Source organism: Pseudomonas frederiksbergensis (genome assembly GCF_003732275.1).
Lineage (GTDB): Bacteria > Pseudomonadota > Gammaproteobacteria > Pseudomonadales > Pseudomonadaceae > Aquipseudomonas > Aquipseudomonas frederiksbergensis_H.
Genome location: NZ_MOBM01000005.1, coordinates 52,224 through 77,364 on the forward strand (window position 1 = coordinate 52,224; position 25,141 = coordinate 77,364).

General features: G+C 61.0%; 23 protein-coding genes. 16 read left to right on the forward strand and 7 right to left on the reverse strand.

Annotated elements, in window-relative coordinates; translation table 11 throughout:
• Positions 1-174: 174 nt before the first annotated feature.
• The 14 genes from BK662_RS03220 (at position 175) to BK662_RS03285 (ending at position 16,855) form a co-directional block, all read left to right on the forward strand.
• Positions 175-1,062, forward strand: a complete 888-nt coding sequence (locus BK662_RS03220; RefSeq protein WP_123356652.1) for a Dyp-type peroxidase — start codon at positions 175-177, stop codon at positions 1,060-1,062.
• A 313-nt stretch (positions 1,063-1,375) separates the two neighbouring features.
• Positions 1,376-2,128: a GntR family transcriptional regulator gene (locus BK662_RS03225; RefSeq protein WP_123356654.1), complete on the forward strand. Its 753-nt coding sequence runs from the start codon at positions 1,376-1,378 to the stop codon at positions 2,126-2,128.
• A gap of 20 nt (positions 2,129-2,148) precedes the next feature.
• Positions 2,149-3,879 (forward strand): fumarate reductase/succinate dehydrogenase flavoprotein subunit, encoded by a 1,731-nt coding sequence (locus BK662_RS03230; RefSeq protein WP_123356840.1) that lies wholly within the window; start codon positions 2,149-2,151, stop codon positions 3,877-3,879.
• 25 nt (positions 3,880-3,904) lie between these two features.
• On the forward strand, positions 3,905-4,150 hold the full coding sequence (locus BK662_RS03235) for a 4Fe-4S dicluster domain-containing protein (protein WP_003180418.1): 246 nt from the start codon (positions 3,905-3,907) through the stop codon (positions 4,148-4,150).
• Positions 4,151-4,386: 236 nt separating this feature from the next.
• Positions 4,387-5,790, forward strand: coding sequence for an ABC transporter substrate-binding protein (locus tag BK662_RS03240; protein ID WP_123356656.1), 1,404 nt, complete (start codon positions 4,387-4,389; stop codon positions 5,788-5,790).
• Positions 5,791-5,926: 136 nt separating this feature from the next.
• The gene (locus BK662_RS03245; RefSeq protein WP_123356658.1) at positions 5,927-6,709 is read left to right on the forward strand and encodes an ABC transporter permease; all 783 of its coding nucleotides are present in this window, start codon (positions 5,927-5,929) and stop codon (positions 6,707-6,709) included.
• The gene (locus BK662_RS03250) at positions 6,709-7,557 is read left to right on the forward strand and encodes an ABC transporter ATP-binding protein (RefSeq protein ID WP_123356660.1); all 849 of its coding nucleotides are present in this window, start codon (positions 6,709-6,711) and stop codon (positions 7,555-7,557) included. The genes BK662_RS03245 and BK662_RS03250 overlap by 1 nt, the downstream gene beginning before the upstream one ends.
• A complete protein-coding gene (locus BK662_RS03255; protein ID WP_123356662.1) occupies positions 7,554-8,516 on the forward strand; it encodes a HEAT repeat domain-containing protein in 963 nt (320 codons plus the stop codon). The genes BK662_RS03250 and BK662_RS03255 overlap by 4 nt, the downstream gene beginning before the upstream one ends.
• Positions 8,513-8,806 carry a DUF971 domain-containing protein gene (locus BK662_RS03260; RefSeq protein ID WP_123356664.1) on the forward strand — a complete coding sequence of 98 codons (294 nt, stop codon included), beginning with the start codon at positions 8,513-8,515 and terminating at the stop codon, positions 8,804-8,806. The genes BK662_RS03255 and BK662_RS03260 overlap by 4 nt, the downstream gene beginning before the upstream one ends.
• Positions 8,807-8,880: 74 nt before the next feature.
• Positions 8,881-9,498 carry a transcriptional repressor LexA gene (gene lexA / locus BK662_RS03265; RefSeq protein WP_123356666.1) on the forward strand — a complete coding sequence of 206 codons (618 nt, stop codon included), beginning with the start codon at positions 8,881-8,883 and terminating at the stop codon, positions 9,496-9,498.
• Positions 9,498-10,115 carry a translesion DNA synthesis-associated protein ImuA gene (gene imuA / locus BK662_RS03270; RefSeq protein ID WP_123356668.1) on the forward strand — a complete coding sequence of 206 codons (618 nt, stop codon included), beginning with the start codon at positions 9,498-9,500 and terminating at the stop codon, positions 10,113-10,115. Before lexA ends, imuA begins: the two co-directional genes overlap by 1 nt.
• 7 nt (positions 10,116-10,122) lie before the next feature.
• Positions 10,123-11,538: a Y-family DNA polymerase gene (locus BK662_RS03275; RefSeq protein ID WP_123356670.1), complete on the forward strand. Its 1,416-nt coding sequence runs from the start codon at positions 10,123-10,125 to the stop codon at positions 11,536-11,538.
• Entirely contained in the window at positions 11,514-14,612 is a 3,099-nt protein-coding gene (locus tag BK662_RS03280) for an error-prone DNA polymerase (RefSeq protein WP_221179091.1), read from the forward strand. Before BK662_RS03275 ends, BK662_RS03280 begins: the two co-directional genes overlap by 25 nt.
• 131 nt (positions 14,613-14,743) lie before the next feature.
• Complete coding sequence (locus BK662_RS03285; protein WP_123356674.1) at positions 14,744-16,855, forward strand: hybrid sensor histidine kinase/response regulator; 2,112 nt, start codon at positions 14,744-14,746, stop codon at positions 16,853-16,855.
• A 183-nt stretch (positions 16,856-17,038) separates the two neighbouring features.
• On the opposite strand, the gene BK662_RS03290 is transcribed toward BK662_RS03285, so the two are convergent.
• Positions 17,039-17,560 carry a DUF4142 domain-containing protein gene (locus BK662_RS03290; RefSeq protein WP_123356676.1) on the reverse strand — a complete coding sequence of 174 codons (522 nt, stop codon included), beginning with the start codon at positions 17,558-17,560 and terminating at the stop codon, positions 17,039-17,041.
• Between the two features lie 218 nt (positions 17,561-17,778).
• Here BK662_RS03290 and BK662_RS03295 point away from each other — a divergent pair, with 218 nt between their 5' ends.
• Positions 17,779-18,021, forward strand: coding sequence for a DUF465 domain-containing protein (locus BK662_RS03295; RefSeq protein ID WP_030132188.1), 243 nt, complete (start codon positions 17,779-17,781; stop codon positions 18,019-18,021).
• Between the two features lie 109 nt (positions 18,022-18,130).
• Positions 18,131-18,391, forward strand: a complete 261-nt coding sequence (locus BK662_RS03300) for a hypothetical protein (RefSeq protein WP_123356678.1) — start codon at positions 18,131-18,133, stop codon at positions 18,389-18,391.
• A 122-nt stretch (positions 18,392-18,513) separates the two neighbouring features.
• On the opposite strand, the gene BK662_RS03305 is transcribed toward BK662_RS03300, so the two are convergent.
• The 6 genes from BK662_RS03305 to BK662_RS03330 all read right to left on the reverse strand — a co-directional run bounded on the left by BK662_RS03305 (position 18,514) and on the right by BK662_RS03330 (position 25,078).
• A complete protein-coding gene (locus BK662_RS03305) occupies positions 18,514-19,599 on the reverse strand; it encodes an SMP-30/gluconolactonase/LRE family protein (RefSeq protein ID WP_123356680.1) in 1,086 nt (361 codons plus the stop codon).
• A complete protein-coding gene (locus BK662_RS03310; protein WP_123356682.1) occupies positions 19,596-20,738 on the reverse strand; it encodes a sterol desaturase/SRPBCC family protein in 1,143 nt (380 codons plus the stop codon). Before BK662_RS03310 ends, BK662_RS03305 begins: the two co-directional genes overlap by 4 nt.
• 110 nt (positions 20,739-20,848) lie before the next feature.
• Positions 20,849-21,712, reverse strand: coding sequence for a LysR family transcriptional regulator (locus tag BK662_RS03315; RefSeq protein ID WP_123356843.1), 864 nt, complete (start codon positions 21,710-21,712; stop codon positions 20,849-20,851).
• Between the two features lie 124 nt (positions 21,713-21,836).
• Complete coding sequence (locus BK662_RS03320; protein WP_123356845.1) at positions 21,837-23,684, reverse strand: amidohydrolase; 1,848 nt, start codon at positions 23,682-23,684, stop codon at positions 21,837-21,839.
• A 304-nt stretch (positions 23,685-23,988) separates the two neighbouring features.
• Positions 23,989-24,303 carry an SCP2 sterol-binding domain-containing protein gene (locus tag BK662_RS03325; RefSeq protein ID WP_123356684.1) on the reverse strand — a complete coding sequence of 105 codons (315 nt, stop codon included), beginning with the start codon at positions 24,301-24,303 and terminating at the stop codon, positions 23,989-23,991.
• A 64-nt stretch (positions 24,304-24,367) separates the two neighbouring features.
• Positions 24,368-25,078 carry a histidine phosphatase family protein gene (locus BK662_RS03330; protein ID WP_123356686.1) on the reverse strand — a complete coding sequence of 237 codons (711 nt, stop codon included), beginning with the start codon at positions 25,076-25,078 and terminating at the stop codon, positions 24,368-24,370.
• Positions 25,079-25,141 lie beyond the last annotated feature (63 nt).

Here is a 25,141-nt window from a genome sequence, read left to right on the forward strand (position 1 = left end):
ATGCGGATAAGGTGTTATCGCTACGTTCCGTTATTAGGTCAAGGCCTGATCAGCATAGCTGAATCGTTTTACCAAGATCGCAACACATTGTCATGACCCGCTGATCTTTTGACCTGAGCGCACACAACTGAGCATCCCCCGGTTAAACTTCACGCTCTTTCTGAAGGAGTTCATATGAGTTATTACCAGCCGGGCATTCTCGCCACCCCTGTTCCGCCTCAAGCTCGTCATATGTTCTTCGCCCTTGAATCCGCCGAGGCACTGCCGGCTGCGCTGGATAACCTGATGCGCCTGGTGGACGGAAAGTCGGCGGTCGTCGGTTTCGGTGAATCCCTGGTCAAGGCGCTGCACGCGCAGATCGACGGGCTGCGCGCCTTTCCTGCGCTGGTCGGTGTCGGCGTCGACAACCCCTCGACCCAACACGCGCTCTGGTGCTGGCTGCACGGTGTTGATCGTGGCGAACTGCTCAATCGCAGTCATGCGATCGAAGCCGTGCTGGCACCGGCCCTGCGTCTGGTGCAGATGAACGAAACCTTCCGCCACATGACCGGCCATGACCTGACCGGTTACGAAGACGGCACCGAAAACCCTCATGACGAAGCCGCTGTGGCCGCCGCATTATTGAGCGAAGGCGCGGAGGGTCTGGTAGGTGGCAGCTTCGCCGCGATCCAGCAATGGCAGCATGACTTGAAAGGCTTTCACGCGATGCCGTCCCATGAGAAAGACAACATCATGGGCCGTCGCCTGAGCGACAACGAAGAACTCGACGACGCGCCGGTTTCTGCCCATGTCAAACGCACCGCCCAGGAAAGTTTCACACCCGAAGCCTTCGTGGTCCGTCGCTCGATGCCATGGATTGAAGGTGATCGTGCCGGCCTGATGTTCCTGGCTTTCGGTTTTTCCCTCGACGCGTTCGAATCCCAGCTGCGGCGCATGAGCGGTCTGGAAGACGGCATCACCGACGGTCTGTATCGCATCAGCCGACCGATCACCGGCGGCTACTACTGGTGCCCACCGCTCAAGGACGGTCGCCTCGACCTGCGCGCACTGCGCATCGGTTGAACCTGCAGTGTCTATGAGCGTGGTGCGCTGGGCATGATTGGATGCGGCAGTGTGGCCGAGCGAACGAGCGGGCCGGCGTTCTACAAGGCGCCCGGGTGTACACCGACGCCGAAACCCTGAGAAAAGATCAAAAGATCGCAGCCTTCGGCAGCTCCTGCGGATGTGCGCAACCCCCTGTAGGAGCTGGCGAAGCCTGCGATCTTTTGATTTTCGCGTTTTGCGCGAATCTAACCTTATGCCCAAACAATATTTCTCAGCCCTCGCAAGGCCTCTCTAAGATCACGTCATAACTCGTTATAACAAGTGATCTTCCATGACCGATAACGTTCTATCCCTCAGCAGCATTCCGCTGCACACACAACTGCGCGATGTGCTCCGCGCCCGGATTCTCGACGGCGAATACCCGCAAGACAGCCAAATGCCGTCCGAAAGCGAGCTCGGCACCTTGTTCAAAGTCAGCCGTATCACCGTGCGCCAGGCCCTCGGCGATCTGCAAAAAGAAGGGCTGATCTTCAAGATTCACGGCAAGGGCACGTTCGTGGCCAAACCGAAAACCTTCCAGAACGTCAGCACCCTGCAAGGCCTGGCCGAGTCCATGACCGGTCGCGGCTACGAGGTGATCAACCGCCTGCGCAGCTTCAAATACATTGCCGCCGACAAGCTCGTCGCCGAACGTTTACAGGTGACTGAAGGCGAGACCGTGGCGCAAATCAAACGCGTGCGGCTGATCAATCGCGAACCGATCTCGCTGGAAATTACGTATCTGCCCAAGGCCATCGGTGAGCGGCTGGAGAAGGCCGACCTGGTGACTCGCGACATTTTCCTGATTCTGGAAAACGACTGCGGCCTGGCCCTCGGGCACGCCGATCTGGCCATCGACGCGGTGCTGGCCGACAGCGACCTGACCCAGGCGCTGAACGTCGAACCCGGCTCGCCGATCATGCGCATCGAGCGTCTGACCCATAGCGCCGATGGCCAGCCTCTGGACTTCGAACACCTTTACTACCGCGGCGATGCGTTCCAGTACCGCTTGCGGATCGACCGGCAAAAAGGGGATCAGGTATGACCCACAGCTCCAGCAGTTCCATGATTAGAAAGACTCTGGAACAGGAATACGACATCGTCGTGATCGGCGGCGGCACTGCCGGGCCGATGGCGGCGATCAAGGCCAAGGAGCGCAACCGCGATTTGCGCGTGCTGCTGATCGACAAGGCCAACGTCAAACGCAGCGGCGCAATCAGCATGGGCATGGACGGGTTGAACAACGCGATCATTCCCGGCCATTCGACACCGGAGCAGTACACCAAGGAAATCACCATCGCCAACGACGGCATCGTCAATCAGGCGGCGGTGTATGCCTACGCGACCCACAGTTTCGAAACGATCGAGCAACTGGACCGTTGGGGCGTGAAATTCGAGAAGGACGAAACCGGCGATTACGCGGTCAAGAAAGTCCATCACATGGGCGCTTACGTGTTGCCGATGCCGGAAGGGCACGACATCAAAAAAGTCCTGTACCGCCAGTTGAAACGGGCGCGGGTGAGCATCACTAATCGGCTGGTCTGCACGCGCTTGCTGACGGACGAGGAGGGCGCGGTCAACGGTGTGATGGGCTTCGATTGCCGCACGGCCGACTTCCATGTGATCAAGGCCAAAGCGGTGATTCTCTGCTGCGGCGCCGCCGGGCGTCTGGGTTTGCCGTCCTCGGGTTACCTGATGGGCACCTACGAAAACCCCACCAATGCCGGCGACGGTTATGCCATGGCGTATCACGCCGGGGCCGAGCTGGCGAACCTGGAATGCTTTCAGATCAACCCGCTGATCAAGGATTACAACGGTCCGGCCTGTGCCTACGTCACCGGCCCGCTGGGTGGCTACACCGCCAACAACAAGGGCGAGCGCTTCATCGAGTGCGACTACTGGAGCGGGCAGATGATGTGGGAGTTCCACCAGGAACTCGAAAGCGGCAATGGCCCGGTGTTCCTCAAACTCGATCACCTGGCCGAAGAAACCATCCAGAACATCGAAGAGATCCTGCACAGCAACGAACGCCCGAGTCGCGGTCAGTTTCACGCCAATCGCGGCACCGATTACCGCACGCAGATGGTCGAGATGCACATCTCCGAAATCGGTTTTTGCAGTGGTCATTCGGCGTCCGGTGTGTGGGTCAACGAGAAAGCCGAGACGTCGGTGAAGGGGTTGTACTCGGCGGGTGACATGGCGGCGGTGCCGCACAACTACATGCTCGGCGCGTTCACCTATGGCTGGTTTGCCGGCACCAACGCGGCAGACTTTGTGGCCGAGCGCGAGTTTTCGGCGCTGGATGCGGATCAGATCGAAATGGAAAAGGCTCGGGTTTACGCACCGCTGGAGCGCGAACACGGGCTGCCGCCGGCTCAGGTCGAGTACAAGCTGCGGCGTTTTGTGAACGACTACCTGCAACCGCCGAAAGTGACCAAGAAGATGCAGATCGGCCTGCAACGTTTCAGTGATATCCAGCGCGATCTGGATCAGATCAAGGCCCATAACGCCCATGAGCTGATGCGCGCCATGGAAGTCAGCATGATCCGTGACTGCGCCGAAATGGCCGCCCGCGCTTCGCTGTTCCGCGCCGAAAGTCGCTGGGGGCTTTACCACTATCGGGTCGACCACCCGCAACGCAACGACAACGAGTGGTTCTGCCATTGCCACCTGAAGAAGGGCGATGACGGCGCGATGACCAGTTTCAAGAAAACCGTCGAGCCTTACATCATCCCGCTGGACGCCGAAGAAATGCAGGCCTACGACCGGCTGCGGGTCGGTGCCTTTGCCGCCTGAGCATCACCCAAGAGAGAAACCGCCAATGGCCTACCAACCCCAGGAAATCTTCTTCCGCTCCAACGCCCCCGTTACGGTCGACGAGGACAAATGCATCGCCCACAAAGGCTGCACCGTGTGTGTCGACGTCTGCCCGATGGACCTGCTGGCGATCAACCCGGCCACGCAAAAGGCCTACATGGCGTTCGACGAATGCTGGTACTGCATGCCGTGTGAGAAGGACTGTCCGACGGGCGCAGTGAAAGTCGAAATCCCTTATCTGCTGCGTTGATTGACAGGACGCCATCGCGAGCAGGCTCGCTCCCACAGTGGATCGAAGCCAGCCGAAAGTTCTGAATACACCGATAAACCTGTGGGAGCGGACTTGCTCGCGAAGAGGGCAGCCCAGACAACCACAAAGCCATCCGGTAACCCCTGGACGCTTGCTTCAAAACACCCCTCGTTTCCCACCGCGCCCTGATCGTGGCGGAGACGAACATCCTATAAATGATTCGAGGGGACACACCTATGTTGCGTGCAGCATTTGCCGGTCTGGTACTGGCTTCATTCACCTTGTCTGCTCAAGCGGAAACCATCCGCATTGCCATCGGCACCCAGGACACCACCATCAACTGCGCCGCCGGCGGTCTGCTGATCCGCGAGCTCGGTCTGCTGGACAAATACCTGCCCCACGACGGCCCCTATAAGGACGCTCAATACGACGTGCAGTGGAAAAACTTCACCAGCGGCGCGCCGCTCACCAACGAAATGGTCGCCGGCAAACTCGACTTCGGCGCCATGGCTGATTTCCCCGGTTCGTTCAACGGTGTGGCGTTCGAAACGGCGGGCAAGCACAGTCTGTTCATCAGCGTGCTGTCGGGCAGTATCAAGGGCAGCGGCAACGGCATCGTGGTGCCGAGCGCTTCGGGCGTGCAGTCGTTGGCCGAACTCAAGGGCAAGACTATTTCCGTACCGTTCGCGTCCACTGCCCATGGCATGTTGCTGCGCGCCGTCGCGGCTCAAGGCTGGGACCCGCTCAAGGATGTGAACATTATCGCCCAGGCGCCGGAAGTCGCTGGTTCCGCGTTGCAGGCCGGCAAGATCGAAGCTCACGCTGACTTTGTGCCATTCGCCGAATTGTTCACCAGCCGCGGTTTCGCTCGCAAGATTTATGACGGCTCACAGGCCAGCACGCCGACCTTCCACGGCGCCTTGGTCGATCAGAGCTATGCGAAAAAGTACCCGGAAATCGTCGTCGCCTATCTGCGCGCGAGCATCGAGGCCAATCTGTTGCTGGCGGCGGAACCGGAGAAATACAGCGAGCTGATCGCCAAAGTCACCGGCGTCGATGCCGAGGTCAACTACCTGTTCCACGGCCCGCTGGGCGTACAAACCCGGGACCTGAGCTGGAAGCCGGAATACCGTCAGGCGGTGGGCACGGCCATCGATACCCTCAAATTGCTGAAGAAGGCTGATCGTGGTCTCGATCTGAATACCTTCATCGACGACCAATACATCCGTGCCGCGTTCAAGGCCTCGAAACTGGACTACACCGCGCAACTGGCCAACTACGCACAAACACCTCTGAAGGCGGTGGATGCGCTGGACGGTAAAGCCATTACCGATTTCAGCCACGTGGCGGAAATCTGGGTGCGTGGCGAGCCGAAAGTCCGTCAGTACGCCTCGGCGGAATCAGCTTTCACCGCGTTAGCCAGCCTGAAGTCGGAAGGCAAAAACATCCGTGCGGTGTATGCCCAGGCCAGTGACAGCGGGATTAAATTGCTGGCGGATCAGGCGTGGTTTGCCAGCGATGCAAAAGGGCGCCTCAGCGCATTCCTGCTCAAAGGCCAGGCCCAACAGTTCGCCACGGCCCAGGGCGGCAAAGTCTTCGACTTCACCGACGCCACCACCCAGGCCGTCGCCGTCCGCTAACCGCAAGAATGACTCGGTCAACTGTGGAAGCGGGCTTGCTCGCGAAAGCGGTGGGTCAGTCGACATCGATGTTGAATGTTGAACCGCCTTCGCGAGCAGGCTCGCTCCCACAGGATCTCGGGTGAAAGGAAGAATTATGTTTCGGTCATTTTCACGCTGGCTCCCCCGAGCCGCTTCATTGCTGCTCTGCCTGCTGTTCTGGCAACTCGCCGCCAGTCACCACTGGAACCTCGGCCTGGTGACCTTCGCCAACGTCCCGACACCCGTGGCGGTCATCGAAGCCGCCCTCGGCCTCGGCGACTCCGGCAAGCTCGCCCAGCACCTGAGCAGCAGCCTCGGCCGGGTCTTTGCCGGTTACCTCGCGGCGCTGATCATCGGCATCGCTTTGGGCCTGGCCATCGGTCGTTCGAAATGGGCCGAAGATTTATTGCTGCCGCCTCTGGAAGTCCTGCGCCCGATCCCGGCCGTGGCCTGGATTCCCCTGGCGATCCTGATGTTTCCGTCGTCGGAATTGTCCATGGTCTTCATCACCTTCACCGGCGCGTTGTTCCCGATTCTGCTCAACACCGTGCACGGCGTTGAAGGCGTTGACCCGCGATTGATCGCCTCGGCGAAAAGCCTCGGGGCAGGGCGCCGGGCGATTCTGCAGGAGGTGATTCTGCCGGGCGCCGCGCCGAGCATCATCACCGGCCTTGCCATCGGCATGGGCACCTCGTGGTTCTGCCTGGTGACCGCAGAAATGATCTCCGGCCAGTACGGCATCGGCTATTACACCTGGGAGTCCTACACCATTCAGAACTACGCCGACATCGTGGTCGGCATGTTGCTGATCGGCGTGCTCGGGATGGGCAGCAGTCTGTTGATCAAACGCTTGGGCGGGCTATTCACGCCCTGGCATCGACCACGAGGAAAAGCCTGATGAGCGTGATGCAAAGTCCTGAAGGGCGGATCGACATCCGCCAACTGTCCATCGTCCTCGGTGAAGGCCCGCAGGCGTTCGAAGCCGTGCAAGGCCTCGACTGCCAGATTGAACCGGGGCAATTGGTGTGCATTCTCGGGCCGTCCGGTTGCGGTAAATCCACCTTGCTCGGCGCGCTGGCCGGTCACCTGCAACCGCGCAGCGGTACGTTGAGCGTCGACGGTGCGCAGGTCTCGGGGCCATCGCCGCAGCGTGGCATGGTCTTCCAGCAACACACGCTGTTCCCATGGCGTACGGTGCGCGACAACGTGGCTTTCGGCCTGAAAATGCGCGGCATCGGAAAATCCGAACGGCATACAGCGGCTGACGAAATGCTCGCCCTCGTGGGCCTCGAAGGCTTTGCCGAGCGCTGGCCGAATCAGCTCTCCGGCGGCATGCAGCAACGGGTGGAAATCGCCCGGGTGCTGATCAATCGTCCGCGCCTGTTGCTGATGGACGAACCCTTCGGCGCCCTCGATGCGCTGACCCGGTTGAACATGCAGGAACTGCTGCTGGACATCTGGACGCGAATTCGCACCACCGTGGTGTTCGTCACCCATGACATCGACGAAGCGCTGTTCCTCGCCGATCGCCTGCTGGTCATGAGTTCGCGTCCGGGCCGGATCATCGAAGACCTGCGCCTCGACTTCCCCCGGCCACGCACCACCGAACTGGTGACGAGCCCTGAATTTTCCTGCTTGAAGCGTCATTGCCTCGAGTTGCTGCGTCACGAAGACGGTCGGCAGTTACCGCGCCTGAACCCTCTCGGACTTCCCCCTGAAAACCCACTGCCGCGATTTGCCCTATGACCTCTCTATTCGATGTAACCGATAACGACGACATCCTTGCCCTGCAACCGCGCCTGACCGATGACGACCCTGGCGTGCGCCGTATTGCCCTGATCGAGCTGGCCGACCTCGAAGAGCCGGATGGCTTGCTGTGGCTGGTCAATCGACTCGCTGAAGACCCGACCGAAGAAGTGCGCGCCGAAGCCGCGCGATTGCTGGAAGCCTGGGAGGATGAACCGGTGGTCGAAGCGCTGTGCAAGGCGCTGACCGACCCATCGCTGGCGGTGCAGTCTGCCGCTGCGCAAAGCCTCAGCCTGCTCAAGAGCGAAGCAGCGGGGCGGGTGATTCTGCCGTGGACCGGGCATGCCGATATCAGTGTGCGCGTCGCGGCTTTCAGGGCCTTGCGCGAATTGCGTTTTCCCGAGGCTGCCTCTGCGGCATTGTCAGCGTTGGACGATAGGGACGCCAATGTCCGGCGTGAAGCGGTCGGCGTACTCGGCTGGCTCAAGCAGCTCGATGCGTTGCCTGCTTTGGCCCGACTCGCCAGCCACGACCCGGACACCGAAGTCCGCCGCGCCGCCACCGGCGCCCTCGGCTTGGCGTCCGATGCGCAAGTGCTGCCGGCGCTGCGTCAGGCGTTGCAGGACCAGGCCTGGCAAGTGCGCGAAGAAGCCGCCACCACATTGGGCAAGGTCGGACACGCCGACGCCGGTTCTGCCTTGGTTGAAGCCTTGAGCGACGATTACTGGCAAGTCCGCCTGCGCGCCACCCGCAGCCTTGGGCGTTTGCGTTATGTTCCGGCCCTTGAGGCGTTGATCGAAACCCTCGGCCATCGCATCAGCAATTTGCGCAAGGAAGCCGCCCTGGCCCTCGGCGAATTGAACGATCAAGGCGCCATCGCCGCATTGCAGGCGGCGCAAGACGACGGTGATCCGGAAGTGCGCAAAGCCGTGCGCATCGCCTTGAGCCAGCTGCAATGAACCCGCTGGCGATTGGTAATTCCCAGGGCAAACAGCAACTGCGCCTGAACTGGCCGGATGGGCGTGAGCAGGTAATCGATCACACCGAATTGCGCCGCCAATGTCCGTGTTCGCAATGCCGGGCGTTTCGACTGCAAGGCCTTACGGTGAAAGTGGATGAGCGCATCCGTGTGGTTGAACTCAACGCCCAGGGCTACGGCCTGCAACTGATCTTCAGTGATGGCCATGAGCGCGGCATCTACCCGTGGCCTTATCTGGCTCAACTCGGACTTGAAACCACCACTGGCTAATGTGGGAGCGGTGACCCGTTCGTGGGCATCAGCTGACTGGCGGTCCTTGTCAGGAAAAACCCAAAAGAGTACAAATGTACTCCATGACGACTTTAACTCCCCGCCGTACCGCCATCCTGACCTTCATCCGCGATCGAATCGCCGAACACGGTCAGCCCCCGAGCCTCGCTGAAATCAGCGAGGCCTTTGGTTTCGCCTCTCGTAGCGTGGCGCGCAAGCACGTGCTGGCGCTGACCGAGGCCGGTTTTATCGAGGTCAATCCGCATCAGGCGCGAGGTATCCGGTTGCTGAATCAACCGCCGCGGCCCGAGCTGCTGGATGTTCCGGTACTCGGTCGAGTGGCGGCCGGTGCGCCGATCGGTGCCGATGCCGAGGTCCACAGCCGTTTGCTGCTTGATCCGTCGATCTTCTCGCGGGTGCCGGATTACATGCTGCGGGTGCAGGGCGATTCGATGATCGAGGACGGCATTCTCGACGGCGATCTGGTGGGCGTGCGGCGCAATCCCGAAGCGGTCAACGGCCAGATTGTGGTGGCGCGGCTCGACGGTGAAGTCACCATCAAGCGTTTCGAGCGGGTCGGCGATTCTGTTCGCCTGTTACCGCGCAATCCGGCTTACAAGCCAATCATTGTTCGAGCCGATCAGGATCTGGCCATCGAAGGTGTGTTTTGCGGTCTGGTGAGGCAAGGGTGATGGGCGCTGTCGTTGCGTTGGATACGCTGTTCAATGGCGGCCAGGTCTGGAAGGGCCGGCCTGCGCCACCGGCCGTCAGCCCGCAACCCACGGGGCATGCGGCGCTGGATGCGGCATTGCCCACTGGCGGCTGGCCGGAAGCGGCGCTGACTGAAATCCTGCTGGCCGGGCAGGGCGTGGGTGAGTTGCAACTGGTGTGGCCGGCGCTGGCGCGGCTGTCGGCGGCGGGGGAGCGCATCGTGCTGGTGGCGCCGCCTTACGTGCCGTATCCCCAGGCCTGGCAGAACGCCGGGGTCGATTTGCGGCAACTGTCGATCATCCAGGCCAGCGAGCGCGACGCGCTGTGGGCGGCGGAACAATGCCTGCGTTCGGGCAGTTGCGGGGCGGTGTTGTGCTGGCCGCACAAGGCCGACGATCGGGCGTTGCGACGTTTGCAGGTGGCAGCGGAAACGGGTCAGACCCTGGTGTTCGCCTATCGCTCGATCAGTGAAGCCATCAACCCGTCGCCAGCGGCCCTGCGCATCGCCATCGACGCCAGACCTGCGCAGTTGCGGGTGCTCAAGTGCCGGGGCGGGCTGGCCCGTTCGGCGCCGATTGCCTTTGCCGTCGGGCATTGAGGTTGCCATGCGCTGGGTTTGCATTCTCTTCCCGCAATTGGCGCTGGACGCGGTACTGCGTCAGCGCCCCGACCCCAACGAACCGCTGGCGCTGCTGACCGGTCCGGCCCAGCGTCGGGTGCTGCAAGCGGTCAACGGTTCGGCGCGGGCGCTGGGCTTGCGGCCCGGCCAGTCGATGACCGCCGCTCAGGCCTTGAGCAAAGGTTTTGTCACCGCCGAATACGACGCCACCGAGATCGAACACTGGCAGCAGTTTCTGGCTGCCTGGGCCTATCGGTTCAGTTCCCAGGTCAGCGTGCATTACCCGCGAGCCGTGGTGTTTGAAATCGAATCCAGCCTGGGCTTGTTCGGGCCCTGGCCGCAGTTCGAGGCGCGGTTGCGGGCGGAACTTGGCGAGCTGGGGTTTCGTCACCGGATTGTCGCCGCGCCCAATCCGGTGGCGGCGCGGGTGCTGGCCAATGTTTATGACGGTCTGGTGGTGCCGGACAATGAAGCCTTGCACCACCACCTGGGGCAGTTGCCCGTCGACCGGATCGCTCTGGAGCCAAGCGTTGCCACGGCATTGTCGCGCATGGGGCTGCGCACCTTGAGTCAGGTGCAGGCGTTGCCACGACATAGCCTGGCCCGGCGTTTCGAGGCTCAGGTGCTCAAGCATCTGGACACCCTGTTCGGCGAGCGACGGCTGGCGCTGGCGTTTTACCTGCCGCCGGACCGTTTCGATGTGCGCATCGAGCTTAATTTCGATGTGCAATCCCATCAGGCATTGCTGTTTCCGTTGCGCAGGCTGACCGGCGATCTGGCGGCGTTTCTCTGCGGGCGGGACAGCGGTGTGCAGCGTTTTGACCTGCACCTGGAACACGCCGGGTTGCCAGACACACTGATCAAGGTCGGCCTGCTCAGTGCCGAGCGTGATCCGGCGATGCTGTTCGAACTGGCCCGGGGGCGCCTGGAACAGGTTCAGGTCGAGGCGCCGGTGCGCGGTTTTCGTCTGCGCGCCGAAGAGCTACCGGCCTTTGTGCCCCAGTACCAGGAACTGTTCGATGATCGTCCGCAGCAATCCTTGCCGTGGGAGCAACTGCGCGAACGCTTGCGCGCGCGATTGGGGGATGACGCGGTGCAGGGCTTGCGGTTCCAGGCCGATCATCGGCCGGAATGCGCGTGGCAGGCCAGTGTCGACAGCCAGATCTGTGGGGTGCTGCCTGCCGTGCAACGCCCGGGCTGGCTACTGACTGAACCGCAGGCGGTACACGAAGGTTCGACGCGCATTCTCATGGGGCCGGAACGCATCGAGTCGGGCTGGTGGGACGGTGACGACGTGCGCCGCGATTACTACCTGATCGAAACCCGCTCCGGTCAGCAGGGCTGGGCCTATCGGACGGTGGGCGAAGACGGTCCGTTGTGGCTGCAAGGCTGGTTCGCATGAGTGTCGACTATGCCGAACTGCACTGCCTGTCGAACTTCAGTTTCCAGCGCGGTGCTTCCAGTGCGCTTGAGCTTTTTCAGCGGGCGAAAAAGCGGGGCTATCAAGCGTTGGCGATCACCGACGAATGCACCCTGTCGGGTATCGTTCGCGCCTGGCAGGCGGCCAAGGCCGTGGAATTGCCGTTGATCATCGGCAGTGAAATACGCATCGAAGACGGCCCGAAACTGGTGCTGCTGGTGGAAAACCTCGAGGGTTATCAAACCCTGTGTCGCCTGATTACCCGCGCCAGACGCCGCACGCAGAAAGGCCAGTATCAGGTGCTGCGGGAGGATTTCAGCAAGCCGTTGCCGGGGCTGTTGGCGTTGTGGGTGCCGGACGCCGTCGATGACTTTGAGCAGGGCCACTGGCTGAAGCAGGCCTTCGCCGAGCGCCTATGGCTGAGCGTTCAGTTACATCGTGGGCAGGATGACACCCGGCGACTGGCGGCGCTGCTGACCCTGGCCCGGGAACTGCGGATCCCCGCGGTGGCCAGCGGCGATGTACACATGCACGCCCGCGGCCGGCGTGCCTTGCAGGACACCATGACCGCGATCCGCCATCACCTGCCGGTGGCCGAGGCCGGGTTGCGTCTGCACCCTAACGGCGAACGGCATTTGCGCAGCCTCGACGCCTTGCGCGATCTCTATCCGCAGGCACTGCTCGACGAAACGCTGAGCATCGCCCGGCGCTGCACGTTCGACCTCGGTCAGTTGCGTTATCAATATCCCCGGGAGCTGGTGCCTGAAGGTCACACGGCCACGTCCTGGCTGCGGGAGTTGGCAGGAAAGGGTGTTCGGTGGCGCTGGGAAAAAGGCCCTAAAGCCGAGGTGTTGGCGCAGATCGACAAAGAACTGCAGCTGATTGCCGAGTTGGGGTACGAAAGTTATTTCCTGACGGTTCACGACATTGTGAATTTCGCCCGCAAGCAACACATTCTGTGTCAGGGGCGCGGTTCTGCCGCCAACTCGGCGGTGTGCTACGTGCTGGGCATCACGGAGATTGACCCGGAGCGGAGCACGTTGCTGTTCGAGCGTTTTCTCTCCAAAGAGCGCAACGAACCGCCGGACATCGACGTGGATTTCGAACACGAGCGGCGTGAAGAAGTCCTGCAGTACGTGTTCCAGCGTTATGGCCGGACCCGCGCGGCGCTGACGGCAGTGGTCAGCACTTACCATGGTGCCGGTGCGGTACGCGATGTGGCCAAGGCACTGGGTTTGCCGCCGGATCAGGTCAACGCCCTGGCCGACTGTTGTGGCCACTGGAGTGATCAGGCGCCGCCCGTCGAGCGCCTGCGTGAAGGAGGTTTCGATCCCGACAGCCCGGTGTTGCGCCGGGTGCTGAGCCTGACGGAGCAGTTGATCGGTTTCCCCCGGCACCTGTCCCAGCACCCTGGCGGCTTCGTGATTTCCGAACAGCCCCTGGACAGCCTGGTGCCGGTGGAAAACGCCGCCATGGCCGAGCGCACCATCATCCAGTGGGACAAGGACGATCTGGACGCGGTCGGATTGCTCAAGGTCGATATCCTCGCGCTGGGCATGCTCAGTGCGATTCGTCGTTGTTTCGATCTGCTGCGTCGGCACCGTGGCCGCGACCTGAGTCTGGCGACGGTACCGGCCGAAGACCCGCAAACCTACGAGATGATTGGCCATGCGGACACCATCGGGGTGTTCCAGATCGAATCCCGGGCGCAGATGTCGATGTTGCCCAGGCTCAAGCCCAAGAACTTCTACGACCTGGTGATCGAGGTGGCGATCGTTCGGCCGGGGCCGATCCAGGGCGGGATGGTGCATCCCTATCTGCGGCGGCGTAAGGGCGAAGAAGAGGTGATCTACCCGTCGAAAGAACTTGAAGCGGTGCTGGAGCGTACGTTGGGCGTGCCGCTGTTCCAGGAACAGGTGATGCAGATCGCGATTGTCGCCGCCGACTACAGCCCCGGCGAGGCCGATCAATTGCGCCGTTCCATGGCTGCCTGGAAACGCCACGGCGGACTGGAACCACACAAGGAACGTCTGGCGGACGGAATGAAGAAAAACGGCTACACGGCGGAGTTCGCCGCGCAGATCTTCGAGCAGATCAAAGGCTTCGGCAATTACGGTTTTCCCGAATCCCACGCCGCCAGTTTTGCCTTGCTGACCTATGCCAGTTGCTGGTTGAAATGCCATGAGCCGGCGGCCTTCGCCTGTGCGCTGATCAACAGCTGGCCCATGGGTTTCTACAGCCCGGACCAGATTCTCCAGGACGCCCGCCGGCATCATTTGCAGATTCGCCCGGTGGACGTGCGAACCAGTGACTGGGATTGCAGTCTGGAACCGATCACCGGTGCGCAGCCGGCCATTCGCATGGGGTTGCGGATGATCAAAGGCTTTCGCGAGGACGATGCCCGGCGCATTGAAGTTGCACGGTCGAAAGGGGCGTTTGCCGACATCGCCGACCTTGGCGAACGGGCGCGGCTCGATGCCCGCGCGCAGGAGCAACTGGCCGATGCCGGTGCGTTGCGCGGGCTGGCCGGTGACCGGCATCGGGCGCGCTGGGAGGTGGCGGGGGTGCAGAAACAGCTCGGCCTGTTTGCCGGTTTGCCGAGCCAGGAAGAGCCGGCGGTGTCTCTGCCCAAACCCACCGTGGGCGAAGACCTGCAAGCCGATTACAACAGTGTCGGCACCACCCTCGGACCGCATCCGCTGGCATTGCTGCGGAGTGAATTGAAAGCCCGGCGTTGCCGCAGCTCGAAAGAACTTATGGCTGTCGAGCACGGCCGACCGGTCAGCGTCGCCGGGTTGGTGACCGGCCGGCAACGCCCGGGCACCGCCAGCGGCGTGACCTTCGTGACCCTTGAAGACGAGTTCGGCAACGTCAACGTAGTGGTCTGGCGCGACTTGGCCGAACGGCAACGACAGGTATTGGTCGGCTCGCAATTGCTCAAGGTCGATGGGCGCTGGGAAAAGGAAGGCGAGGTGCGGCATCTGATTGCCGGACGCTTGAGCGACCTGAGTTCATTGCTCGACGGTATCCATGTGCGCAGCCGGGATTTCCGCTGAACCGGCGACATTCAGCTATACCTCTATGAAACCATTGGCGTCGGCGGTGCTCGAAACAAACGGGCACGCACCGTCTCCTCACGCCGTTGCACTGCCTGAAGACATGTCATTTACAGGACATAGGCCAGTCGATGCAGTTTCTAGACAATAGCCACGGATGTACCGGCTGGAGCGGCGAAATGGCCGGACGCATTCGCGCGTTCGACTGGAGCCTGACCGAGCTCGGGAGCATCGATACCTGGCCCGGGAGCCTGTGCAGCGCGGTGCAATTATTACTCGCCTCACCCCTGCCGATGGTGATGCTGTGGGGCCGGCCCGGTTACATGATCTATAACGATGCCTACTCAAGATTTGCCGGCGGGCGCCATCCTTACCTGCTGGGTTCCCCGGTGGAGTTGGGCTGGCCAGAGGTCGCCGACTTCAATCGCCACGTAGTGGATATCTGCCTTGCGGGCGGAACCTTGTCCTACCACAACAAAGCCCTGGTGCTGTTGCGTGATGGCGTACCCGAAGACGTCTGGATGGATCTTTACTACAGTCCCGTCGCCGATGATGACGGGCACCCCGCCGGAGTCATGGCGATGGTGGTTGACACCACTGACCATGTGATTTCCGAGCGCCGCCGCCAGGAAGCCGAAAGCGCCTATCGCGCCGACAACGAAAGAGTTCGCCTGGCTCTTAATGCCGGGGCTTTGCTCGGCTCGTTCGTCTGGGACATCAAGGCTAATGTGCTGTCTGCCGACGAACGCTTCGCCCGCACGTTTTCCTATCCGCCCGACCAGGACCTGGCCAACCTGCCACCGCTCATCGCCGAAATGCAGATTCATCCCGACGACCGTAGCTGGGTTCAGGAGCGGCTCAATCAGTCGGTGGAAACCGGCATTCCCTATAACGCTGAGTACCGGGTTCTGCGTCCCGATGGCAGTTACCTGTGGGTGCTGGCCAGCGGGTGTTGCGAGTTCGATGAACAAGGCGAGGCGTTCCGCTTTCCCGGGGTGTTGATTGACATTCACGAACGCAAGAGCGCCGAAGAGTCGTTGCTCAAATTCACCCGCAACCTGGAGCAGCGAGTCGCCGGCGAAGTCGAAGCGCGGCTGGCGGCGGAAGAGCAGTTGCGTCAGTCACAGAAACTCGAAGCCATCGGCGGTCTCACCGGCGGCGTGGCCCATGACTTCAACAACCTGTTGCAGGTCATCGCCGGCAACTTGCATTTGCTGGCGCGTCACGAGCCGGACAACGCCAACGTGCAACGCCGGGTCAGTGCGTCGATTGCCGCGGTCGAGCGCGGTGCCAAATTGTCGTCGCAATTGCTCGCGTTCGCCCGTCGTCAGCCTTTGTCGCCGGCGGTTTGCGATCCACGACAGATCTTCGAAGGACTGGGGGAATTGTTGCAGCGGGCGCTGGGGGAGACTATCCAGATCAAGGTGACGGCGCCTGACGATCCATGGAATCTCTACGTGGACCGTAATCAACTGGAAAACGCCATTCTCAATCTCGCGATCAACACCCGAGACGCCATGAACGGCGAGGGGACCATTGCCCTGAGTGCCGAGAACATTGCCCTGGACCGCAAGTTTTGTGCAGGCAAGGGCATCGTCGCCGGCGACTATGTTTGCGTTGCGGTGGCTGATACGGGTGTCGGCATGCCGCCTCAAGTGCTCGCACAGGCCTTCGAACCGTTTTTCACCACCAAGGCCGACGGCCAAGGCACCGGCCTGGGTTTGAGCATGGTGTTCGGTTTCGTCAAACAGAGCGACGGGCATATCGAGATTTCCAGCGTCGTCGGGCAGGGCACTCGTGTGCAGCTGTATTTCCCGCGCAGCTTGCGCCCGTTGCCCGGTGAAGCAACGCGCCATGATCCGCAGCACTGTGGCGGGCACGAAACCATTCTGGTGGTCGAGGACAATGAAGCGGTGCGTGGCTCGGCGGTGGACTTGTTGCGTGAAGAGGGCTATCAGGTTCTGACCGCAGCCAACGGTGACCTGGCCATGCAGATGTTGCTCGATGGCGCCGCGGTGGACTTGATCTTCACCGATGTGGTCATGCCCGGCCTGATCAAAAGCTCCGACCTGGCCGCCTGGGCCAAGGTGCAGAATCCGCCGGTGGCGGTGCTGTTTACCTCCGGCCACACCCGGGACATTATTTCGCGCAATCACCAACTCAGCCCCGACACTTATCTACTGAGCAAACCTTATGGCCCTGAAGCGCTGTTGAGCATGATCCGCAGCGTGCTGGGTGGTTGATTCCGGATTTTCATTGACTGCGCAATCCATGTAGGAGCGGGTTTGTGTGGCGAGGGGGCTTGCCCCCGTTGGGCCGCGCAGCGGACCCAGGACCTGCGAGCGCTGCGCACTCGAACGGGGGCAAGCCCCCTCGCCACACAAGCCCGCTCCCACAGGTTCCGTACCTGGCATCAAGGCTTGGGGTTATTTGTCGGGATGAGCTGCCTGGAGTTTTTTCGCCATATCCAGGTGTTTTTCCAGCGCCGGTAACATTTTTTGCGCGAATGCCTTGAGTTCGGTGGCGCCTTTGGTCCTGTCGTCGGTCACTGTGTTGGCTTCTTTTTTGAACCGTTCAATGGTTTCTTCGTGAGCCTTTACCTGATTGTTGGCATAGGCCGTGTCGAAGGATTCATCGCGCAGGTCAAGAATTTTTTCCTTGGCCTGTTTGACCACTGTCGTCGTGTCCGGCATCTCGATGTCATGCTTTTTCGCCAGGGCCGCCAGCTCTTCATTGGCCTTGGAATGATCGGTAACCATCATCTTGGCGAACGCCTTGACGTCGGCCGATGAGCTTTTTTCCAGGGCCAGTTTGCTGGTCTCGACTTCCGCGATGCCACCCTCGGCCGCGTCATCGACGAAGTCGTTGGAGGTGGCGGCAAAAGCCGTGCCCAGGCTGCTACTCAAGGCTACAGCCAGGGCGAGGTGACGCAGATTGAATCCGTCCATCGGTCATTCTCCACTCAGGTTTTTATGGGCGATCCAAGTGATCGTTAATCAATGGAGGCGGGCGCTAATCCAAAGGTTTTATCGCGTTTGCGACAGGACGACGAACGGACACCGCTGGTCTGATAGACGGTCGACAGAACACGGTAAGCAAGGCCATTCTGATAGCTGGTGAGCGCAATCGATCGCGTTTGCTACCGATTAACAAACGGAGGTGTTCCATGCCGGTGACTCATGATCTGTATCAGGATCTGAAACTTTCAAAGGAAGAGATCCAGCAAAAACGCACCAAGGATCCGTTACTGGATTCACTGATCAACAAGTATTCGCAGGCGGACGCAGAAGTGTTGAAGGCCGAGTCCGCACAATCAGATGCACCCAGCGATGAGGCACTGAAGAAACTCAAAGAGAAGCGCTTGCAGGTGAAGGACAAGATCGTCCAGCAACTTCAGGCATCGTCCTGATGTGCCATGTCGCGCGACCGACGACCGGTGACTGAAAAATTGGAACGGGGATAAATACCGGCACCTCGAACGATCAGAGCCGACGTTACGGCTCCATGCGAGGTGCCCCATGCCCCATTCAGCCTTTCCCCATAAAGAAAAGTACCCCAGCGAAGAACAGGGCGGCTACGACCCGATCCCGACACATCCCGAGCCCTTGAGCCCGGGACGCACCACCGTCAACCCCGAGGAGGAACCGGGCATCGATGAATTGCCGGACAATGAGGACATAACGCCTCTGGATCAGGATGACGTGACCGACATCGACCCGGAGCGAGTGCGCAAAGAGACAGACAATTCGGTTCGTGATGGTGAGATGGATCCGCGTTGATTCAAGATCAAAAGATCGCAGCCTTCGGCAGCTCCTACAATTGACCGTGCGCACCGTGATCTTGCGGATGCACCCGAACCCGTAGGAGCTGCCGAAGGCTGCGATCTTTTTGGCGGCAACGCCTATTTCAATGCCGTACTCAACGGCAACCGCGCCATGTGCTGCGCTTTCAGCGACCCCAGATACAACCAATCCCCATACTCGCGCACGGTGGTGATGGGCGAGTAGTTGCCGCTGCTGGCGTCCTGCAGATTGGCAATCACTTTACCGTCGAGGTCCAGGCCGAGGGCAAAGGCGCGGCTCTCCACCGGTTTGGGCAGGACCGTCATCGCGCGCACGATCATTTTGCGTACCAGAGGGTAGGGCGCCGTGGCGTCGAGCAGTGCATTGCGCGGTGCATACAGCGCCACCCAGAAACGGTCGCGACCATTGAATGCCAGGTTGTCCGGCAGCCCTGGCAAATTGTCGATGAACAGATCGTGGGTTCCGGCTTTCGGCCCGGTCAGCCAATAGCGGCTGATGCGATAGGCACCGGTTTCGTTGACCAGCACAAACGCATCGTCAGGCCCCAGGGTCACTCCGTTGGCGAACTCCAGTTTGTCCAGCAAGACCGTCGTCGTGCCGGTCTGGAAGTCATAACGCAGCAGTCGGCCGTCGCCGCCGTGCTCGATGATTGCCTCGCCATCCTTGCCGTAGCCCCAACGGCTGGAAGCATCGCTGAAATAGGCGTAATGCCCGGGCTTGTCGATGGTCACGTCATCGGTAAAACCGAAGGGCACGTTATTGGCCGTGGTGCTCAATGCAATCACACGGCCTTGAGCATCGAGCGACAGCAAACCCTTGACCCCGTCGGCGATCACCAGCAAACCATTGGGATGGCGCGCCAGGCCCAATGGCCTGCCACCGGTATCGGCCAGCAACTTGGTGGTCTTGCCGTCGAGGCTGGTGCTAATCAACCGGCCGTCATGCAGACCGGTAATGAGAACGCCTTCCTCCAGCAGCAACGCCTCCGGGCCGTCGATGTCAGCGGCGCCGACACGTTCCACGCCTTTGAGGCGCTGATTGTCTGTGTAGATGCCATCGATGAGGGAGGGCGCCGGTGACGGTGTCCAGGCGATCGGCTGGACTTTGGTGGGTAATAAAAACAGGAAGCCGCCAATCACAATGATCAACAGCAACAATAAATGCCGAAACTTGAGGGCTGTCACGCGGTGACTCCTGTCGAGGCCAGATGTTTTTGCGCCATCTCGCGTAACGCCAGCATCGATTGCGTCGATTCACGCTCGATCCGCCGCTTGAGCAACAGTCGATTGGCGATGCGCATCACCACACCGCTGAAGCAATATTCCAGAGTGCGGACAAACCGCGTGCCGTCGCCCTCAGCCTCGCACTCGTAAGTCACCACCAACCATAGTCCATGATCGCCCTCGGCCCGAGCGCTCCAGCGGCGCCCGGGTAAGTACTCGTCGACCTCCCAGCGCAAATGCCCCTCACGCCCGCCGGCCCGAATGTCTTCCTCGAACCGCGCACCGGCATACAGCGGGCCGCTCTGGCCATCGACCTTGAGGGAGGACGGATGCCACTCCGGCCAACGTGTCGCGGTGCTGGCGTAGGCGAGCACGGCGAGCGGATTTCCAGCGATGTCGACCACGTGCTGCAGACGGGTGGGCGTTCTCGTCAGGTGCGGGGATGCTTGCTCCGGTTCCCAGTACAAGGTTCCGAACAGGTAATCCATCAGTGGAAACACGATGTTGAAATTGCGCTCCTGCATCAGCTCGCGGCGATGGTGCAGTGCGTGCAAACGGCGCATCTGGCGAATCCACGGCAGACGTGTCAGTGGGTTGCCGGGTGGTAGATGTTCGCAAGCGTGGAACACTTCATAGGTCAGGTAACCGAGGACCATGCAGCCGCCGAACAGTCCTGCGACGTTGCCATTGAGCTGAGCCAGCAGCCACCAGGCGGGCGCGGTGATGACGAGGGTATGCAATACGATCAGCCAGGCCGGAAACAGAATCACCCGCCAGTCCCGGGCGCTGTCGTAGGTCATGTGGCCGGGGGTAAAAAAGCTGTGATGGTCACCGGCGTGACGGGCGTAGAACATTCGCGCCAGGCGCTTTTTGTGGTGCCCCAGATGCCGATGCACAACGTAGACGCCGAAGTTGAAGAACAACAGGGTCAGCGGCACCGCCAGCCATTCCAGGGGGTGTACCTGATGCACGGTGCTCCAGAACACGCCGATGGCCAGCAACCCGAACAGCAGCACAAAGGCGCCGTGCAACCAAGGATTGTAGAGTGGATGAATGTCGGCACGGTAGCGCGCGCGGAATGCTTCGGTGGTCTGCCTCACTGCGTTCACCTGCGGTTATTGTTATAACCAGCAGATTAGTCGATCCCACCGTAGAGACTGGCCCAACCTTGAGGCCACATGCGCCATGCTCCGGTGCTAGACGCCTGGCGTCAGGTCAACGGGTTCCAGCGCTGGGACCAGTCGTCGTCCGTCTTGATCACTTCGCGCAGCAAATCGAAGGCTCGTTGCAAGGTCGCCGAGTCGCGGTCCCGGGAGTAAACAAGGTAGGTCGGATAGCTGAACTCCGGGGCTTTGGGCACTGGCTCCAACACGCCGCTTTCCAGGTAGCTCTGGACCACGCGGGTGCGGAAATAGCCGCTGCCGCCGTTTTCCAGGATGTATTGCAAGGCCAGCGGTCCGAGGTTGAAGCTCAAGGCCGCCTTGGCTTTTTCTGGCAGTGCGGCATCGTGCTGACGACGGAAGTCCGGGCCCCAGTCGATGTACACGTAAGGATCGGGCCGTCCGGCCAGGCGTACCAGGATGAGTTTTTCTTCCAGCACTTGCTCGACTTGCAGGCGTGGCCAGTACTCGGGCTGATAGACCAGCGCCGCATCCAGCACCCCCAGCTCCAGTTGACGCAGGAGGTTTTCGCCGTCGCGGATTTCCATGCGCAGGGCGTGGCTGGGGATTTTCTCGCGCAGTTCGCCGGCCCAGCTGAGCATCAACGGGTTGCACAGACTGACCTCGCCACCGATGTGCAGCACGTCGCGGTAGCCTTCGGGCAGCGGCAAGTCCCGGCGCGCCGCTTCCCAGGTCTGCACCAGTTGATTGGCGTACACCACGAAGGCCTCACCGTTCGGCGTCAGGCGCGCCCCGGCGCGGTTGCGCACGAACAGCGTGCTGCCCAGCTGACTTTCGAGCTTCTGCACGCGGGCGGTGATCGCAGTCTGGGTGACGTGCAGCTTCTCAGCCGCCGCGGCCAGGCTGCCGTGGCGGACGATTTCAAGAAAGGTGCGGGCGAGGTCGATGTCCATGGGCAGGCCGATGTGGGAAGTGCGGGCATTGTAAGAGCAGCATTTGTCTTCCGATACCGCGTTATCGTTCTTCGCGAGCAAGCCCGCTCCCACATTGGAGGGATGGTGTTTTGAAATATTTCGTTCAGAACGCGAAACACGAACACCCAAACGCTCCCCAGAACCCTTGAAAGTCACTGACTGGCGCTGACGACAACCGTGCCTGCTCATGGCTGTGGGCATGCACCGCGCAAGCGCCCACGCACTGGTGTACTTGCGCCGCAAGCGGCGCCAGTGGTTTCCAGTGCCCCGGTACATTCACCACGGGCGACCACTCAGGTACCACCGGGATGGGCGGAGGCCCCAGTTTTTCGAACTCGACGCTGCCGTAGACGATCTTGCCGTCGACTATGGTCAGCACCGACTCAATCCATTTGATGGCTTCGTCTTCGATGTGGAAGTAGTCCGCCGACAGTGCGATCAGGTCCGCCAGTTGCCCGACCTTGATCTGGCCTTTCTTGCCTTGTTCGGAGGAAAACCAGGCGCTGCCGTGAGTGAAGAGTTCCAGTGCCGTATCACGGCTCAAGCCTTGCGGATACAGTGCCAGCCCACCAACGGTGCGGCCGCTGACCAGCCAGTACAGCGAGGTCCAGGGGTTGTAGCTGGACACGCGCGTGGCATCGGTGCCGGCGCCCACCGGCACACCCTCGGCGAGCATGCGGGCGATCGGTGGTGTCGCTTCGGCCGCCTTCGCGCCGTAACGGTCGACAAAGTATTCGCCCTGGAATGCCATGCGGTCCTGGATGGCGATGCCGCCACCGAGGGCTTTAACTCGCTCAATGTTCCGTGGGGTGATGGTTTCGGCATGATCGAAGAACCACGGCAAGCCGTCGAACGGAATATCCCGATTGACCTTCTCGAACACGTCGAGCATGCGGCTGATGGATTCGTTGTAGGTGGCGTGCAGGCGAAAGGGCCAGCGCTGTTCCACCAGATGCCGCACCACCGGTTCCAGTTCCTGCTCCATGGTTTGCGGCAGGTCGGGGCGTGGCTCAAGGAAGTCTTCAAAATCCGCTGCGGAAAACACCAGCATTTCCCCGGCACCGTTGTGCCGCAGGAACTCATCGCCTTGGCCGTAATGGGAAGTGCTGGTCCAGTTTTTGAAATCGGTCAGCTCTTCCTTGGGTTTTTGGGTGAACAGGTTGTAGGCAATGCGCACCGTGAGCTGCCGGTCTTTGGCCAGTTGCTGGATGACTTGATAATCGTCCGGATAATTCTGATAACCGCCGCCCGCATCGATGGCGCTGGTGACACCCAGCCGATTGAGTTCGCGCATGAACTGGCGGGTCGAGTTGACTTGGTATTCCAACGGCAGCTTCGGCCCCTTGGCCAGGGTCGAGTAAAGGATCATCGCATTGGGGCGGGCAATCAGCATGCCGGTGGGGTCGCCATTGGCGTCGCGCTGGATCTCGCCGCCGGGCGGGTTCGGCGTGTCGCGGGTATAGCCGACGACTTTCAGCGCGGCACGGTTGAGCAGGGCGCGGTCGTAGAGGTGCAGGACGAACACCGGGGTGTCCGGCGCGGCCTTGTTCAGTTCTTCAATCGTCGGCAGGCGCTTCTCGGCAAACTGGAACTCGTTCCAGCCACCGACCACCCGCACCCATTGCGGCGTCGGCGTGCGATCGGCCTGATCCTTGAGCATGCGCAAGGCATCGGCCAGGGACGGCACGCCTTCCCAGCGCAGTTCGAGGTTGTAGTTCAGGCCGCCACGGATCAAGTGCAGGTGAGAGTCGTTGAGACCGGGAATCACCGTGCGGCCATGCAAGTCGATGATCTGTGTGCCAGGGCCTTGCAGGGCCATGGCCTGGGCATCGCTGCCGACCACCATGAAGCGTCCGTCCTTGATCGCGACGGCACTGGCCTGGGGTTTCTTGCGGTCGACGGTGTGCAGGCGTCCGTTGTACAGAATAAGATCGGCCGGGGCATCGGGCATGGTTTTACTCCCTGCGAATAGTGGGCTGACCCAGGCACCGACGGCACCTGCCGAAAGGCCTTGCAATACACGGCGACGACTGAAGTCGTTGTGTTCGTCAGGTGGACTCATGGCACTGCTCTCCACTAAGTTCTTCACAAAGAAGTGAGGGCAAACAGCCGATGTCTGACGCATGCGGCCAGAAGGAATATAGTCGGCAAATCCGCAGATAGCCGTTTTCCGAGGGCGAAAACGACGAATCCCGCCACGAGGGGCGGGATTCGTTTACAGCCAGATGTGCTCCCGAAGGTCGGGAGCGGCATGCTTAGGCCGGGAACAACTCGGACAGTTTCATGGCCAGCATCATGTCGCCTTCAGCGCGCAGTTTGCCGCCCATGAACGCTTGCATGCCGTCGGTCGAACCGTCGACGATGCCTTCCAGGGTTTCGCCGTCCATCACCAGAGTGACCTGGGCGTCCGGGTTTTCGCCTTCTTGCAGCTCGCAGGTGCCGTCTTTGACGATCAGCGAGAAGTTCTTGGTGTCGTCAATGCGGAAACCGAATACCAGGTCCAGACCGGCAGCAGCGGCTGGGTTGAACTTGGCTTTCATTGCTTGTACGGCATCAGCTACGGAGGTCATGGTTCGATCCTTTCTTGGGTAATAAGAGCTGGGTGATTACAGCCAGGGTCACAATAATCCGGACTCAGCGAAACGTGATGAGTTCCGGGGCCTTCAGCAGTTGCAGGTGTGCATGACTGTTGAAGGAAGCCAGGGCCACCTCGCGACCACGAAACTTAAGCAGGTTGAGCGAGGTGTTGACGATTTGCCAGTTCAGTTCAAAGGCCTGCTTTGCGGGCATTTGCGTAATGAGGTGGAGCAGGGCAGTGATGGTGCCGCCGGAGGTGAACACGGCGATTTTCTGGGTATTGTCGGCTTGTTCGAGCAATCGGTGCAGACCGGCCTGCACGCGTTCGACAAAACCCAGCCAGCTCTCCAGGCCCGGTGTGTCGTAGGTGCCGGCGAGCCAGCGCTCGATGATCAAGGCAAAGATGCGTTGGAATTCAGCGCGGTTTTGTGCGGCGTTGCGCAGGATATCCAGCGCTTGGGGCTCGTCTTCCAACATGGCCGGCAGCAAGGCACGGATCACTGCGTCGGCATCGAATTCGTTGAAGGCGCAATCGATTTCCAGCACCGGCACCGGCACACCGACGGCGGCGAATTGTTCCAGCGCGCTATTGGCGGTGTGTTGCTGGCGGCGCAGGTCGCCCGACAGGCAGCGATCAAAGCTGACACCGAGTTCAGCCAGATGCTGACCGAGGAGTTCTGCCTGGCGAATACCGGTCGGCGACAGGACGTCATAGTCGTCTGCACCAAAGGAGGCCTGGCCATGTCGAATCAAGTAGATGCTGCCCACGTCCGCGTCATCCCGGTACGTTGAAGGTTTGGCGAGGTTATGAGGATGGCGGTGAGCTGTCAA